Genomic DNA, 13,560 nt, shown 5'->3' with positions numbered 1-13,560 from the left:
TTGTTAGCTATTTGCGTTTGGAAATAACTGTCCATTGTTGGTTATAGCGTTGAAAGCGGCCTGATCCAGGGCTATGCCGTCGCAGCTGAGCTGTTCGATGCGGAAGCGGTTGTTGTCGGCGCAGTCGGCGTAAAAATGACCGTCCGCCCAATAGATGCGAACCTTGCCCGGATTTAAAGCGGTTTCGCCGCTGTAATGGCTGCCGAACAGGAAAAACCGCTTGCCGTCGAAATCGAAAAATGCGCCCGGATAAGGCGGCGCGACGGCCCTGACCAGATTATGGATGTTCCAGGCCGATTGATGCCAGTCGATGCGTCCGTGTTCCGGCTTACGGCCGCCGAAATAATTGCCTTGAGCAAGATCCAGGGGCTTGGGCTCTATCTTCCCGGCCAACAACAACGGCAAGCAGCGGTCCAACAGCGTTTTTGCGGCTGGCGTCAGCTTCAAAAAAACATCGTGTGCGGTATCGTTGGGCAGAATGGCGACGGCTTCCTGGTCGATCAGTGAGCCGGCATCGGGCTTTTCCACCATTTGATGGAGGCTGACGCCGGTGGTCGATTCGCCGTGCAAAACCGCCCAGTTGACCGGCGCGCGGCCACGGTATTTCGGCAGCAGCGAGCCGTGCAGGTTGTAAGCGCCTCGGGGCGGAATCGCCAGCAGCTCGGGGCTCAGCATGTGCCGGTAATAAAAGGAAAAAAACCATTGCGGATGAAGGTCGGCAATGTGTTTGATGACTTCCGCCTGATTGGGGGCGTCCGGCGTTATGACTGGAATTTGATGCCTGCCCGCCAATTCGGCAACGCTGCCGAACCAGATGTTTTCCTCGGGGTCATCCTGATGGGTGACGACCAGTTTAATCTCGACGCCGGTTTGCAACAGGCACTCTATGCCGGTGACGCCGATGTTGTGGTAGGCAAAAACGACGGCTGACGGCTTCAAGATTTATCGCCTTGGGTGTTATCCAGGATGGCTTTAACCAGGTAACGAGGGCGCGAGCGGGTCTGGGAATAAATCCGCCCGATGTACTCGCCCAGCAGTCCGATACCGAACAGCAAAATGCCGATCAAAAAAAATACAATCGCGAACAGCGTAAAAACCCCCTCCGCTTCGGGACCTACGGTCAGCCTGCGCCAGCCCAGATAACAGACAAAAAGCAGCGACAGTATCGAAACGCCGATACCGATCAGGGAGAACGCCTGTAAAGGAGCAATGGAGAATCCTGTCATCAAGTCGAAATTGAGATGGATCAGTTTGAACAGAGAATATTTCGATTCCCCGGCCGCGCGTTCTTCATGGTTAATGACGATTTCAGTCGGATTTCCGGCATAAAGATAGGCCAGCGCCGGTATGAAGGTGTTGGTTTCAGTGGTGGCTAAAACCGCATTGATAATGTCGCGGTGATAGCCCCGCATCATGCAGCCCTGGTCGGTAATGTGAATGCGGGTAATTTTTTCGCGCAGGCGGTTCATCGCCAGCGAGGCCCAATGCCGCCAGAGACTGTCTTTTCGTTCCCGCCGGATAGTGCCGACGTAATCGAAACCGGCATCCATTTGAACCAGCAGATTGGGGATTTCTTCAGGGGGATTTTGCAAGTCCGCATCGAGGGTCAGGATATAACGGCCCCTGGCCCGCTCAAAACCGGCGATCAGCGCCGCGTGTTGTCCGGCGTTGGCGCGGAGGAACACGACGCGGGTTGTGCTCGGGAACAGTTGAAATTGCTTGCGCAGCAATGCCGCCGAGTTGTCTTGGCTGCCGTCGTCAATAAAAATGACTTCGTAGCTGCGCTGAAGGTTTTCCAGCACGGGATAAAGTCTTTCAAACAGCAACGATAAAACGGCTTCTTCGTTATAAACAGGAATAACGATGGATACTTCTGTTTCGGAATTGTCGGTCATTTAGATCAAGAGAGTATGATTTTAAATCGGTGAGTGCGCCGTAAAACCTAGCGAGGCAAGTTAACGGCTCTCATTGTAATATAAAAACGCACTGTTATCCTATTCGGAAACAGGCTTAACTGCTTCATTAATAAAGGCGGTAGGGCGCCAAAGGCATTTAATATTAATGCGATTCACCGCATCCGGCACATCCTATGCGATTTATTAATAAGAGCCGTTCAGTAGTGAAAGTACCGCCGAACAGACCCGGTCGACGTCTTGTTCCTCCATGCCGGGAAATAACGGGAGCGTTAAGGTTTGCTCGCCGATTCTTTCGGCATTAGGAAAATCGCCCGGCTTGTAGCCGTATTGGCGGTAAAACGAGAACAGGTGAATGGCCGGGTAATGAATGCCCGCAGCGATGTCTTGCTGCTTGAAGACTTCGAGAGCCTGATTGCGGCTTAAGCCTATCTTCCCCCAGTCGAGCAGTATACAGAACATATGCCAGCTGTGGCCTTCGGCGTCGGCGGGCAACACCAGCGCATCATGTTCCGGCAGTTGCTGTAAATAACGCTCAACCAGCGTCCGGCGTTTTAGGTTAAAACCGTCCAGTTTTTTCAGTTGCACCAAACCCAGCGCCGCGCCCACATCAGGCATATTCATTTTGCCGCCCCAGGCAGGCACATCCATGCCGCCCAGCGAGTCTCTTTCGATGCCGTGGAAACGAATGCCTTCGATTTTCTTCAGCAACACAGGATCGTTGATGGACAGCGCGCCGCCTTCAATCGTGGTCATGTTTTTATTGGGATGAAAGCTGAAGCAGACCGGATTGCCCGAGCTGCCGATCCGGCGGCCTTTATATTGAGTGCCGATGGCCTGGGCCGCATCCTCAAGCACCAGCAGATTATGCTGTTCGGCCAGTTGATAAATAGGGTCCATATCGACGGCGCGACCGGCAAAATGCACAGGGATAACGGCTTTGGTGTTGGGCGTGATTGCCGCTGCAATCGCAGCCGCATCGATATTGCGGGAGATCAGGTCGACATCGACGAATTTGGGCGTTGCTCCGCAGCGAACGATGACATTGGCGCTGGCGACAAAGCTCATCGCGGGTACGATAACTTCGTCGCCCGGCCCGATGCCGTAGGCCAGCAAAACGGCTTCCAGCGCGCTGGTGCCCGAGTTGAACACCCGAAGCTGGACATCGCCGCCGATATAATCGGTCAACGCGGTTTCAAAAGCGGCAACCTTGGGGCCGGTTGCCAGCCAGCCTGATTGCAGCACTTCTTTGATCGCTTCAAATTCTTCTGTATCAATGGTGGGACGGGTGAATGGCAGCATCTTAACTCCTTGCCAAGACGTAAACGCCGAGAAGGACGATGCTCATCCCGATGATGCGGGCGGGATTCATGGCTTCGCCGAACAACTGCCACGCGAACAGTGCATTGACGACATAGCCCATGGACAGCATCGGATAGGCGATACTGACATCGACCCTGGACAGCGCCAAGATCCAGACAACGACACTGATACCGTAACAAAACAATCCGATCCAGAGAAAAGGCTCAAACGCCAATTTCAGAAATGCCGTGGAGGATGAAGCAAAATTCAAGCCGATAGCGCCCATTTCCTTGACGCTGGCTTTGAGCGCCAATTGCGCGACGGCGTTCAGCATGACGCCGGTCAGGATAATGCAGAAACTAATAAGGTTCATTGACGGGCCACCGCGATATAACGGGAGTTTTGATAGATTATACGCATGGGAAAGTTCGGTTGATTCCATGGAAAGTTCACTAGGTTCAATTCATTATAGGTCTTCTGATTAAGTATGCCGATCGCCTGGTCTGAGTTTAACCATAAAGGCAGGAAATCCGCCTCGCTTAGCCATTTTTGCGGTTCCTGTTTAATGCCGAATTCCAGTTCCCCTGTGAAATTGACCAAGGTAATGGTTCGGCCCAAGTAATAGGGTAGCGATTGATCGTAGCGCGCGATATCGTAAATTTCCACGTTGTTCTTGCCGCTTTGGGCGATGTAGGACTGAATCGCTTCCGCCATAGCCCGGCTGGAGCGCAGTTCGCTGATGCTTTGATAGCCCCATGAAAGCATTTGTATGCCAAGCAACGCGCACAGGGCAAACACGGAGACAGCCAGATCCTTTTTGTGTCTGAACACCAGCGTAGAAATACCGGCAGTAGCTGCTAAAACAGCCGTTGCAATAATCCAGGGACGGAACAATGGCAGGTGCGCCGCTAATCGGCCAATCTTGGCGGTATCATCGGCTTGCCAGATAAAGAAAATGAAGATAATGCTTGCAAGCACTATAGCCACAATGCCGTCGGCAATAAAATGTTTGCGCTTGGCCATGTTCTCGCCGACCAACAGCGCCAGCGCCGGAAACATCGGCAAGATATAGCCCGGTAATTTGGAATGGGAAATTGAGAAGAAGAAGAAAACAAAGATTGCATAAACCCAAAGCAATCGTGAGGCTTCGAATTTTCCCGGTTCGGCGCGCCAGGAGAACGGTGGTTTAATCACGCCGTTTATTGCCGAGAACAGCCAGGGCATTGCGCCTATCGCAAAGACGGCGAAGAAATACCAGTTTGACTTGGTGCGTCCGTGAACGTCGCTGGTAAAACGCTCGAAATGTTCATGAATGAAAAAGAAATGCGGGAACTCGGGGTTCGCGTAGCTGACCGCAACAAACCAGGGTGCCGCTACTAATAAATAGACCAGCAAACCTTTGCCCAGATGCAAATGCCGCCACAACGCCCAGTCGCGCTGCCAAAGGGTGTACAGAACCAGGGTTCCGCCGGGCAGCACCAGGCCGATCAGGCCTTTGCTCAGCGTCGCTCCGGCAAGCGCGACCCAGGCCAGCAGCATCCAGTTTCGTTCCTGGTTCGGCCGATGCCGTTCTGTCTGCGCCAATACCAAGGCTCCCATGGCGATGAACAGTAGCGCGCTAACGCCCATGTCCAGACTGTTGGCGTGCCCCATCCCGGCATAAAGAACCGTACTGATTGAAAACAGGAATGCGAAATAACCGGCGCTGCCGCCATAAAGGCGTTTGCCGACAAAACCGGCCCATAAGGCCGCGACAAATCCAAGTCCCGAACACCATACCCTGGCGGCGGCATTGGTTTCGCCTAATATGGCCATGCTGATCGCGGAGCCCCAATACTGCAAAGGCGGTTTTTCAAAATACTTGAAGCCGTTCAGGCGCGGCGTAACCCAGTCGCCGGAGCTCAGCATTTCCCGGGCGATTTCGGCGTAACGCCCTTCATCCGGCTCTATCAGGTCACGGTAACCCAGCAAAAGAAACCATATAAATCCGGCAATAACGATTACTGCCCCCTTTATCCCGTATTGACGGAAAGACGCTGGTGTCATGTTTGGCTGTTCCTTTAGATCGAGTCGCAGGTGTTGGTAAATGCTTACAATGATAATACAATCCGCGGTTCTATACACTTTTATATCAAAGAGCATAGATAAAAAGCCAATATAATCATGTTGTTAGTATTGCATTGTTGCAGCAGACATGATTTTCTCACGGTTTGCAAAATACCGGGCGGACACAATAAGCTACTTCTAATGGTACTGTTTCTATAAAATGGTCGATAATTTACAGGTTCGGGTAAAAAACGATCTTTTTGATTTTAAGTTTTTATTTTACAACACACACATTTTCGATTGGGGAGATACGCTTGGAAGCGAATTGGGCTAAAGGCCATAAAATGGGACGGCGTAAGTTAATCACCGTTCTGGATAAGCTGATTGCGATGGATTTGCTGAAAACATTAATGGCGGTTTGGTCGGTGATTGTCGTTATTATCGTCAGCCGCCAGTTTATCAGGATTCTTGACAAGGCTATTCAAGGACAGGTGTCCAATGAAACCCTGTTGACTGTTCTTGGCTTGAAAACGATTATCGCCAGTGCGACCTTTTTACCGGCGGCCTTGTTTATGGCGGTGTTGATGGTTATGGGCAGAATGTACAGGGATCAGGAAATGTCGGCAGTGGCTTCAGCCGGAGGCGGAGCGGGAACGGTCTATCGGGCTATATTCCTGATGATTTTCCCGTTAAGCGTGTCTGCAGCCGGCTTGTCATTCTACATCTCGCCCTGGGCGGAAGCCAAGATGGAGCTGCTCATGCACGAGGATAAGGAGTCGTCCGATGTTCGAGGTGTTGCCGCCGGAAAGTTTAGCGAGTACAGCCAGGGGGACTTGGTTTTTTATGTGGAAAAGATTGATGACGATAAAAAGATGTATCAGGTTTTTGTCCAACATAGGCAGGGAAACCGCTTGGCGATTATTAACGCTGAAGTGGGCACGATGAAAGATTTGCCTGACGGCCGCTATGTCGTTTTGGAAAATGGCGAGCGCATACAGGGACAGCCGGGAGCCTTGGACTATGTGGTTGAGCAGTTCTCCGAATATGCGGTGAGAATGGAGACCAAAGAAGCAACTGCGGTTAAATTAGGCAAGGAATCGGCGGCCAGCGACCAGCTGATAAGTTCCGGTGAAGTAACCGATATTGCCGAATTGCAACGCCGATTCTCCGTTCCTATGGGGGTCATGTTGCTTAGTTTTATTGCGGTGCCTTTGGCCCAGATGTCGCCTCGCGGCGGTGTTTACGGCAATATGCTGGCTGGTTTCCTAATCTATTTCAGCTATGGAAATCTTATTCGCGTCAGCCAGAGCTGGGTCATGAACCAAACCATCCCCGCGTGGCTGGGTGCTTTCGGCGTCAATACCCTGTTGTTGGTAATCGGCGGAATTTTATTGGCGAGATTATACGGATGGCGATGGCTGTTTATGCAAGTCAAGGCAATGGTGCATAAGTGAATGTATTAACAGGCTATATAGTCCGGGAAATATTAAAGGGTTCTTTTGTCGCCGTTGTATTATTGTTGACCTTATTCAATTTGTTTACCTTCAGTGATCAGCTAAAGGATTTGGGTAAAGGACACTACGGTTTAACAGAGATTTTTTATTATGTCGCTTTGGGATCGCCTTCCGTTTTTTATGAGTTAATGCCCGCATCGGCCTTATTAGGCAGTCTGTTCATATTGGGCGCGATGGGCAATAACCGCGAGCTTATCGCCATGCGGGCGGCAGGCTTATCCATTCTGGGTATTATCAGGGCGGTTATGGCGGCAGGCGCGATTCTGGTCCTGATTTCGATACTGGTCGGCGAGTTTATCGCGCCGGAAGCCGAGCGGATGGCGCAAATGATCAAGGTCACCGCCGTCGATGAAGGCAAGATTATTATGAGTGCCAAATATGGACTTTGGTTGCGCGAAGGCAAAAAATTCATCAATGTCCGCACAGTACAAGATGACGGAAGTTTGGCTGACATCAGCATTTATGAGATTGACGACCAGCGTCATTTGCGCCATTCAACACATGCAGAAAAGGCTGTTTTTCAAGGCAATGAGCAATGGAAATTAGATCAAATCAAACAATCGGACATTTCAATAGAGCAGATGGCTGCAAGCCATCAAAGTGAGCAAATATGGCGTTCAACCGTTGCTCCTGATTTATTGGATATTGTTGTGGTCAATCCGAATAATCTATCCATGTATGATCTGGCTATGTATATTGATTTTTTAAAGGATAATCATCAAAAATCGCACGATTTTGAGCTGGCTTTCTGGGGACGCGTGGTCAATCCCCTGGTCGTTTTCGTTATGTTGCTGGTGTCTGCGCCCTTTGTTATCGGTGTTAAGCGCGGCGTTAACGTTGGCGGCAGGATGATGATAGGCGTTGTGATCGGTATGACATTTAATATTATTGATAAAATTGTCGGGCATCTCGGGCTGATTTATGACCTTAATCCACCGTTTATGGCGGTTGCTCCCAGTCTGATTGCTTTGGCCGCGGCTTTATATGCGTTGGGCCGGGTGCAGGCGTAATGAGTCCATTGAGTGTGCAAGCGGGAGAGCGAAGTGGCGGTTAGAAAATTTAACGATAAACAACCTGAAATCGGCAGCTCGGTTTTTATAGATGACAGCGCCGTGGTGATCGGCGATGTCACCTTGGGTGACGATGTCTCTATATGGCCAACGACGGTGGTCAGGGGCGATGTTGAAAGCATCACGATTGGCGCCGGCACCAATGTTCAGGACGGTTCGGTATTGCATGTCACTCACGCCGGAAAATATACGGCTCAAGGCCATCCCTTAATCATAGGCAAGGGCGTAACGATAGGGCACAGGGCGGTGGTTCATGCCTGCACTGTCGGCGATTATTGTCTGGTAGGGATAGGCGCGATTATTATGGACGGCGCCGTTCTTGAAGATTATGTGATGCTGGGCGCAGGTGCGCTCGTGCCGCCGGGGAAAAAACTGGAGAGCGGCTATCTTTATGTGGGTGTTCCGGCCCAACAAGCCAGGCCTTTAAAGGAATCCGAAAAGGAGTTTCTGGAATATTCTTCCCGGCAGTATATTCAGTTGAAAAATGAGTATTTGAAGGTGCAGGAGTAAAGGCGAAAGGCGAAAGGCGAAAGGCGAAAGGCGAAAAATTTGACGGCTTCTTAAATTTCAATGCAAGCTATTTTTGCCCTTTGCCCTTTGCCCTTTGCCCTTTGCCCTTTGCCCTTCAAGCTTGCCGCTCTGAATTCAGCAGTTCAATAACAGGCCGGGTTTTAGGCCGAACGCCGCGCCAGATAAAAAAAGCTTCCGCCGCCTGCTCAACCAACATACCCAATCCATCCAGGCTTTTTGCCGCATGATTATCCTGTCCCCAACGCACAAAAGCGGTCGGCTCGTTGCCGTAGGCGAGGTCGTAACACATGCCGCCCGCTGCGAGTAAACCGGTCGGCAGTGGCGGTAACTGGCCGCTCAAACTGGCTGAGGTCGCGTTTAAAATCAAATCGAACTGCCGGTTTGCTAAATCGTCAAAGCCGCAGCCGGTAACAGGACCTTTGCCGTGAAATTCAGCCGCCAGCTTGACGGCCTTATCCTTGGTGCGGTTGGCGATAACCAGGGTTTTCGGAGATTTCTCAAGTATTGGAAGTATGATGCCCCGGCTGGCGCCGCCGGCGCCCAAAATCAGGATACGGGCGCCCGATAAGGCGATGCCATGATTAGTGGTCAGGTCGGTTACCAAGCCGATGCCGTCGGTGTTGTCGCCCAAAATAGCGCCGTCCGGTTGAAGCGCGAGCGTGTTGACCGCCTTGCTCAGCTGGGCGCGTTCGGTTTTATGGTCTGCGTAGCTCCAGGCGAGTTCTTTCAGCGGCACGGTGCAATTTAAACCCTTGCCGCCCGCGGCAAAAAACGCCTCAACGGCGGCCTGGAATTGTTCGGCCGGGACTTCCTCGGCGATGTATTCGAGCGTTTGTCCGGTTTGTGCGGCAAAAAGACGGTGAATGCGCGGCGATTTGCTGTGTTTGATAGGGTGGCCAAATACGGCGTAGCGGTCAGTGGGCATCATAACTGTGCTTTTTTCTCCATCCATAACTCCCATGCAATGGTCACCGCAACAATCAAAATGGCTATGCCCAATTCCACCCAGAGAAAGTGCGGCGTATAAACCGAAACCACAGCGGCAACCCCGAGAAAAAGCCCTACCAGACTAAAACGCCAGCCTACGCGCAGGCCGTCGAGTATGGTCGAAAGCGATAAAATCAGTAGGATAATCAGGCCGGCGTCTTCTTCGGCTATCCGCCCGGATTGATGGATTAAAAATATTCCGCCAACGATCAGCAATGAGGTGAACCAGTGTATGGATTGTTCGCGGAGTATGATCTTGAAGTCGTCGGCGCGGTGTTTGGATTGCAGCCAGCCGATAATCATTGCGAACAGGCAAAATACGACAACTAAAATGAGCCAGTAGCCATAGCCGTCGGCCGGAGAAAAATCCATGATCCCGATGCCGACCAGCGACAGGATCAGCAGTAAAACCAAAATGGCTTCTTCAATGTGAAATTTTTTTTTTTCGGTGATTAGAATGTCTTCTGACATGAAACAAGCTCCATTTCAGTTGTTAAATTAAAAGATTATTTAAAATAGACGCACTACTCTTGCAGCCACTGGGCTACGGATTTGGCGTAATAGGTCAGGATGGCGTCGCTGCCGGCGCGCTTGAACGCCAGCAGGGATTCCAAAACAACCTGCTTCTCGTCCAGCCAGCCGTTCATCGAGGCGGCTTTAAGCATCGCGTACTCGCCGCTGACCTGATAGGCGAATGTCGGTACGCCGTATTGGTCTTTTACCCGGCGGATAATGTCCAGATAGGGCATTCCCGGCTTGACCATGACCATGTCCGCGCCCTCCTGCAAATCCAGCTGGATTTCGCGCATGGCTTCATCGGAATTGGCCGGATCCATCTGATAGCTATATTTGTTGCCCTTGCCCAAGGTTCCGGCGGAACCCACGGCATCCCTGAACGGGCCGTAAAAACTGGAGGCGTACTTGGCGGAATAAGCCAGTATCAGTGTGTTGATATGGTTTGCCTCTTCCAGCGCTTGCCTTATTGCGCCGATGCGGCCGTCCATCATGTCCGACGGCGCCACAATATCGGCCCCGGCTTCGGCATGAGACAGCGCCTGCCGGGTCAATACGTCGATAGTCTCGTCATTAATCACGTAGCCGTCGAGATTGACCAGCCCGTCCTGTCCGTGTGTCGTAAAAGGGTCCAACGCGACATCGGTAATAATGCCCAATTCGGGAACGGCTTTTTTTAAAGCCCTGATGCTGCGTTGAATCAGTCCGTCAGGGTTATAGGCTTCGGCCGCATGCTCCGATTTTTTATCTGCGGAAGTCACCGGAAACAGCGCAATCGCAGGGATGCCGAGGCTATAGAGCAGATGCGCTTCTTCAAGCAATAAATCCAGCGAGAGACGTTCCACTCCGGGCATGGACGAGATGGTCTGCCGTTGGTTTGAGCCTTCGGTGACGAACATCGGGTAAATCAGATCATCAACAGACAGGCGGTTTTCGCGCATTAAACGACGGGAAAAATCGTTATAACGCATTCTTCTCATACGTGTTTGAGGAAAATTGATGTTATTATATGTCATCTTATCCTTGGTTCTAAGGGTTTGGAAAATCTCTATATCTAAGTACAAAGGATTTATTGTATCAGGGAATTACCACGGCGATATTTGAGAGTAAACGTATTCGTCAGTTTGATTTTAGAGGGTTTTATGAAAGCTAAGCAAGTTACAATATTGGGTTTATTTGCGGTATTACTTGGTGTAATGCCTGTTGCCAAGGTAAACGCGGCTGACTTGTTGCCTCCACAACAAGCGATACAAGAGGCTTCTGCGAAATTACAGGAAAAACTTCAAGATAAGTCGTTTACCAAAGACTTTGCCAAGATTACGCAATTCGTCAACGAAGTTATTTATCCACATACAGATTTCGACAGGATTTCAGAATTAGTTTTGGGCAAGCTCTGGAAAACGGCGTCTAATGATGAACGCGAGCGGTTTAAGCATGAGTTCCAAACGCTGCTGGTAAGAACCTATTCCCGCGCTTTTGTCGAATTTACCGATTGGTCGGTTCGTTTCCTGCCGCTTGAAATGCAAGACGGCGAAACAAAAGTCATTGTAAAAACCGAAGTATTACAACCCGGAATACAGCCGATCGGCGTTAATTACCGGATGGTGCTGCGTGATGGTGAATGGAAAGCTTACGACATTATGATTGAAGGCGTGAGTCTGGTGACCAACTACCGCACTACCTTCAGCAATGAGGTTCAAACCAAAGGCTCATTAAACGCGGTTATTGAAGGATTGGTTAAACGTAATGCCGAAGCATTGTCGGATAAAACGGCTGCGAATTCTTAAAGCTACACCCGGTTTACCCCGCATACCCACAGAACAAAAGGGCGGCCGATAGGTCGCCCTTACTCAACCCAACAGCGGTTCCGTCCTGCTTTTTAATTCATGAACTTCCCGAAAGACTCCATTTATGCCAGCCCCATTGGCGAAGTCGGCGCTTTTAAATTTGACGAAACGGTAGCCGGCGTCTTCCCGGACATGATTCAACGGTCCGTTCCCGGTTACAGTGCGATTATTTCCGCGATAGGTCTTTTGGCCGGGCGCTTTGCCCGTGAACATAGCGTCTGCTACGACCTGGGCTGCTCTTTAGGCGCGGCAACCTTGTCGATGCGCCACCAGATTGAAGCTGAAAACTGCCGCATTATCGCCGTCGATAACTCCGAAGCGATGGTGACGCGTTTTCAGCAGGCATTGCAAAAAGACCATGCGCCGGTTGCAGTCGATGTGCAGTGCAGAGACATTCGAGAAGTCGCTATTGAAAACGCCTCGGTGGTGGTCTTGAACTTCACGCTACAGTTTATTCCGCTTGAAGATCGGTTCTGTCTGTTGCAAAAAATCTATCAGGGACTGTTGCCCGGCGGCATTTTAATCCTGTCGGAAAAACTCAAATTCGATGACGACCGGCAACAGGAATTGCAAACCCAAATGCATCATGCCTTTAAAAAGGCCCAAGGTTACAGCGATCTGGAAGTCAGTCAAAAACGCACAGCACTGGAAAATGTGCTGATTCCCGAGACCTTTGCCCAGCATCAAAACCGCTTGCGCGAAGTCGGATTCAGCAGCGCCGAAGTCTGGTTCCAATACTTCAACTTCGCCTCGATCATTGCGCTGAAATGATCGATTATCAACCCTTATACGATGCGCTGATCGATGCCAAGGCCGACGCTTGGGTAAAGATACTTCCCGAGCAGCTTGAACGAGGCTTTGATCAGTCCAGGCATGGCAATTTGGCGGAGTGGCAGGCGCTGGTCGACAGCGTGCCGGTATTGCCTGCCGCACAACGCGTGCTGGATACTGATGCGGTGCAGATAGGCGGTTCGGACGACCTGTCCGCGACAGCAAAAAATCAGCTTGAAAGCCAGTTAAAAGCCCTGCATCCCTGGCGTAAAGGCCCGTACAACCTATTCGGCATCCATGTAGACACCGAATGGCGCTCAGACTGGAAGTGGAACCGACTGAAAGATCATATCGCGCCGCTGGAACACCGTCTGGTGTTGGATGTCGGCTGCGGCAACGGCTATCATTGCTGGCGCATGCTCGGCGCGGGTGCCAAAACAGTGGTCGGAATCGATCCGATGATGCTCAATGTCATGCAGTTTCAACTGGTCAGAAAATTGTATGGCGAAGCGCCGGTTTACGTCCTGCCGATGGGCATCGAAGACATGCCTTACGGCTTGAAGGCGTTCGACACGGTATTTTCGATGGGCGTGTTGTACCATCGCCGTTCGCCTATCGATCATCTGATGGAATTAAGAGACTGTCTGCAACCCGGCGGCGAACTGGTGTTGGAAACCCTGGTTATCGACGGCGGCTTAGGCCAAGTCTTATTGCCGGAAGACCGTTACGCCAGAATGCGCAACGTCTGGTTCCTGCCCAGTTGCGACACGCTGGTTAGCTGGCTAAAGCGCTGCGGGTTTAAAAATATCCGTGTGGTTGACGTTACTGTAACCAGCATCGAAGAGCAACGGACTACGGAGTGGATGATCTTCCATTCGTTGAAAGACTTTCTGGATGCGAAAAATCCGCAGCTGACTTGCGAAGGCTTGCCTGCTCCTAAACGGGCTATTGTTATTGCGAATGTGGCGTAGACCGGAATAGGCGTCAGGGTGTTGGAGTGCAGGCTTCGCCTGCCTTGCAAGCACCAAAAGTAGGCGCTTTAGGCGAAGCTTGTACTCCTGTTAAA

The 13,560-nt window shown here is 51.1% G+C and carries 14 protein-coding genes; 6 read left to right on the top strand and 8 right to left on the bottom strand.

The window, feature by feature from the left end; genetic code table 11:
• Window positions 1–3: 3 nt before the first annotated feature.
• The 5 genes from B0F88_RS00250 to B0F88_RS00230 all read right to left on the bottom strand — a co-directional run bounded on the left by B0F88_RS00250 (window position 4) and on the right by B0F88_RS00230 (window position 5,261).
• Window positions 4–939 carry a formyltransferase gene (locus tag B0F88_RS00250; protein ID WP_104421942.1) on the bottom strand — a complete coding sequence of 312 codons (936 nt, stop codon included), beginning with the start codon at window positions 937–939 and terminating at the stop codon, window positions 4–6.
• Window positions 936–1,895 (bottom strand): glycosyltransferase, encoded by a 960-nt coding sequence (locus tag B0F88_RS00245; RefSeq protein ID WP_104421941.1) that lies wholly within the window; start codon window positions 1,893–1,895, stop codon window positions 936–938. The genes B0F88_RS00250 and B0F88_RS00245 overlap by 4 nt, the downstream gene beginning before the upstream one ends.
• Window positions 1,896–2,099: 204 nt before the next feature.
• Window positions 2,100–3,215, bottom strand: coding sequence for a DegT/DnrJ/EryC1/StrS family aminotransferase (locus B0F88_RS00240; protein WP_104421940.1), 1,116 nt, complete (start codon window positions 3,213–3,215; stop codon window positions 2,100–2,102).
• A gap of 1 nt (window position 3,216) precedes the next feature.
• Window positions 3,217–3,588: an SMR family transporter gene (locus B0F88_RS00235; RefSeq protein ID WP_104421939.1), complete on the bottom strand. Its 372-nt coding sequence runs from the start codon at window positions 3,586–3,588 to the stop codon at window positions 3,217–3,219.
• A complete protein-coding gene (locus tag B0F88_RS00230; protein ID WP_181049799.1) occupies window positions 3,585–5,261 on the bottom strand; it encodes a glycosyltransferase family 39 protein in 1,677 nt (558 codons plus the stop codon). Before B0F88_RS00230 ends, B0F88_RS00235 begins: the two co-directional genes overlap by 4 nt.
• 344 nt (window positions 5,262–5,605) lie before the next feature.
• On the opposite strand from B0F88_RS00230, the gene lptF reads away from it, so the two are divergent.
• From lptF to B0F88_RS00215, 3 genes are read left to right on the top strand one after another with little or no spacing between them, the layout of a single operon-like run.
• Complete coding sequence (lptF, locus tag B0F88_RS00225; RefSeq protein ID WP_104422268.1) at window positions 5,606–6,715, top strand: LPS export ABC transporter permease LptF; 1,110 nt, start codon at window positions 5,606–5,608, stop codon at window positions 6,713–6,715.
• On the top strand, window positions 6,712–7,785 hold the full coding sequence (gene lptG, locus B0F88_RS00220) for an LPS export ABC transporter permease LptG (RefSeq protein ID WP_104421937.1): 1,074 nt from the start codon (window positions 6,712–6,714) through the stop codon (window positions 7,783–7,785). The genes lptF and lptG overlap by 4 nt, the downstream gene beginning before the upstream one ends.
• Before the next feature lie 33 nt (window positions 7,786–7,818).
• Window positions 7,819–8,355: a gamma carbonic anhydrase family protein gene (locus tag B0F88_RS00215; RefSeq protein WP_104421936.1), complete on the top strand. Its 537-nt coding sequence runs from the start codon at window positions 7,819–7,821 to the stop codon at window positions 8,353–8,355.
• Between the two features lie 115 nt (window positions 8,356–8,470).
• On the opposite strand, the gene aroE is transcribed toward B0F88_RS00215, so the two are convergent.
• From aroE to hemB, 3 genes are read right to left on the bottom strand one after another with little or no spacing between them, the layout of a single operon-like run.
• Complete coding sequence (gene aroE, locus B0F88_RS00210; protein WP_104421935.1) at window positions 8,471–9,304, bottom strand: shikimate dehydrogenase; 834 nt, start codon at window positions 9,302–9,304, stop codon at window positions 8,471–8,473.
• Entirely contained in the window at window positions 9,301–9,834 is a 534-nt protein-coding gene (locus B0F88_RS00205) for a hypothetical protein (protein WP_104421934.1), read from the bottom strand. Before B0F88_RS00205 ends, aroE begins: the two co-directional genes overlap by 4 nt.
• A 53-nt stretch (window positions 9,835–9,887) precedes the next feature.
• Window positions 9,888–10,892, bottom strand: coding sequence for a porphobilinogen synthase (hemB, locus tag B0F88_RS00200; protein ID WP_104421933.1), 1,005 nt, complete (start codon window positions 10,890–10,892; stop codon window positions 9,888–9,890).
• 126 nt (window positions 10,893–11,018) lie between these two features.
• Between hemB and B0F88_RS00195 the strand changes: the two genes are divergently transcribed.
• From B0F88_RS00195 to cmoB, 3 genes are all read left to right on the top strand, one after another.
• Window positions 11,019–11,663, top strand: a complete 645-nt coding sequence (locus B0F88_RS00195) for an MlaC/ttg2D family ABC transporter substrate-binding protein (RefSeq protein WP_104421932.1) — start codon at window positions 11,019–11,021, stop codon at window positions 11,661–11,663.
• A gap of 99 nt (window positions 11,664–11,762) precedes the next feature.
• On the top strand, window positions 11,763–12,494 hold the full coding sequence (cmoA, locus tag B0F88_RS00190) for a carboxy-S-adenosyl-L-methionine synthase CmoA (protein ID WP_104421931.1): 732 nt from the start codon (window positions 11,763–11,765) through the stop codon (window positions 12,492–12,494).
• Window positions 12,491–13,465 (top strand): tRNA 5-methoxyuridine(34)/uridine 5-oxyacetic acid(34) synthase CmoB, encoded by a 975-nt coding sequence (gene cmoB / locus B0F88_RS00185; protein WP_104421930.1) that lies wholly within the window; start codon window positions 12,491–12,493, stop codon window positions 13,463–13,465. The genes cmoA and cmoB overlap by 4 nt, the downstream gene beginning before the upstream one ends.
• Window positions 13,466–13,560: the final 95 nt, after the last annotated feature.

Origin of the sequence: Methylobacter tundripaludum (assembly GCF_002934365.1) — a bacterium.
Lineage (GTDB): Bacteria > Pseudomonadota > Gammaproteobacteria > Methylococcales > Methylomonadaceae > Methylobacter_A > Methylobacter_A tundripaludum_A.
The sequence above is the reverse complement of the archived record's forward strand: the minus strand, read 5'-3'. Positions and strand labels throughout refer to the sequence as shown.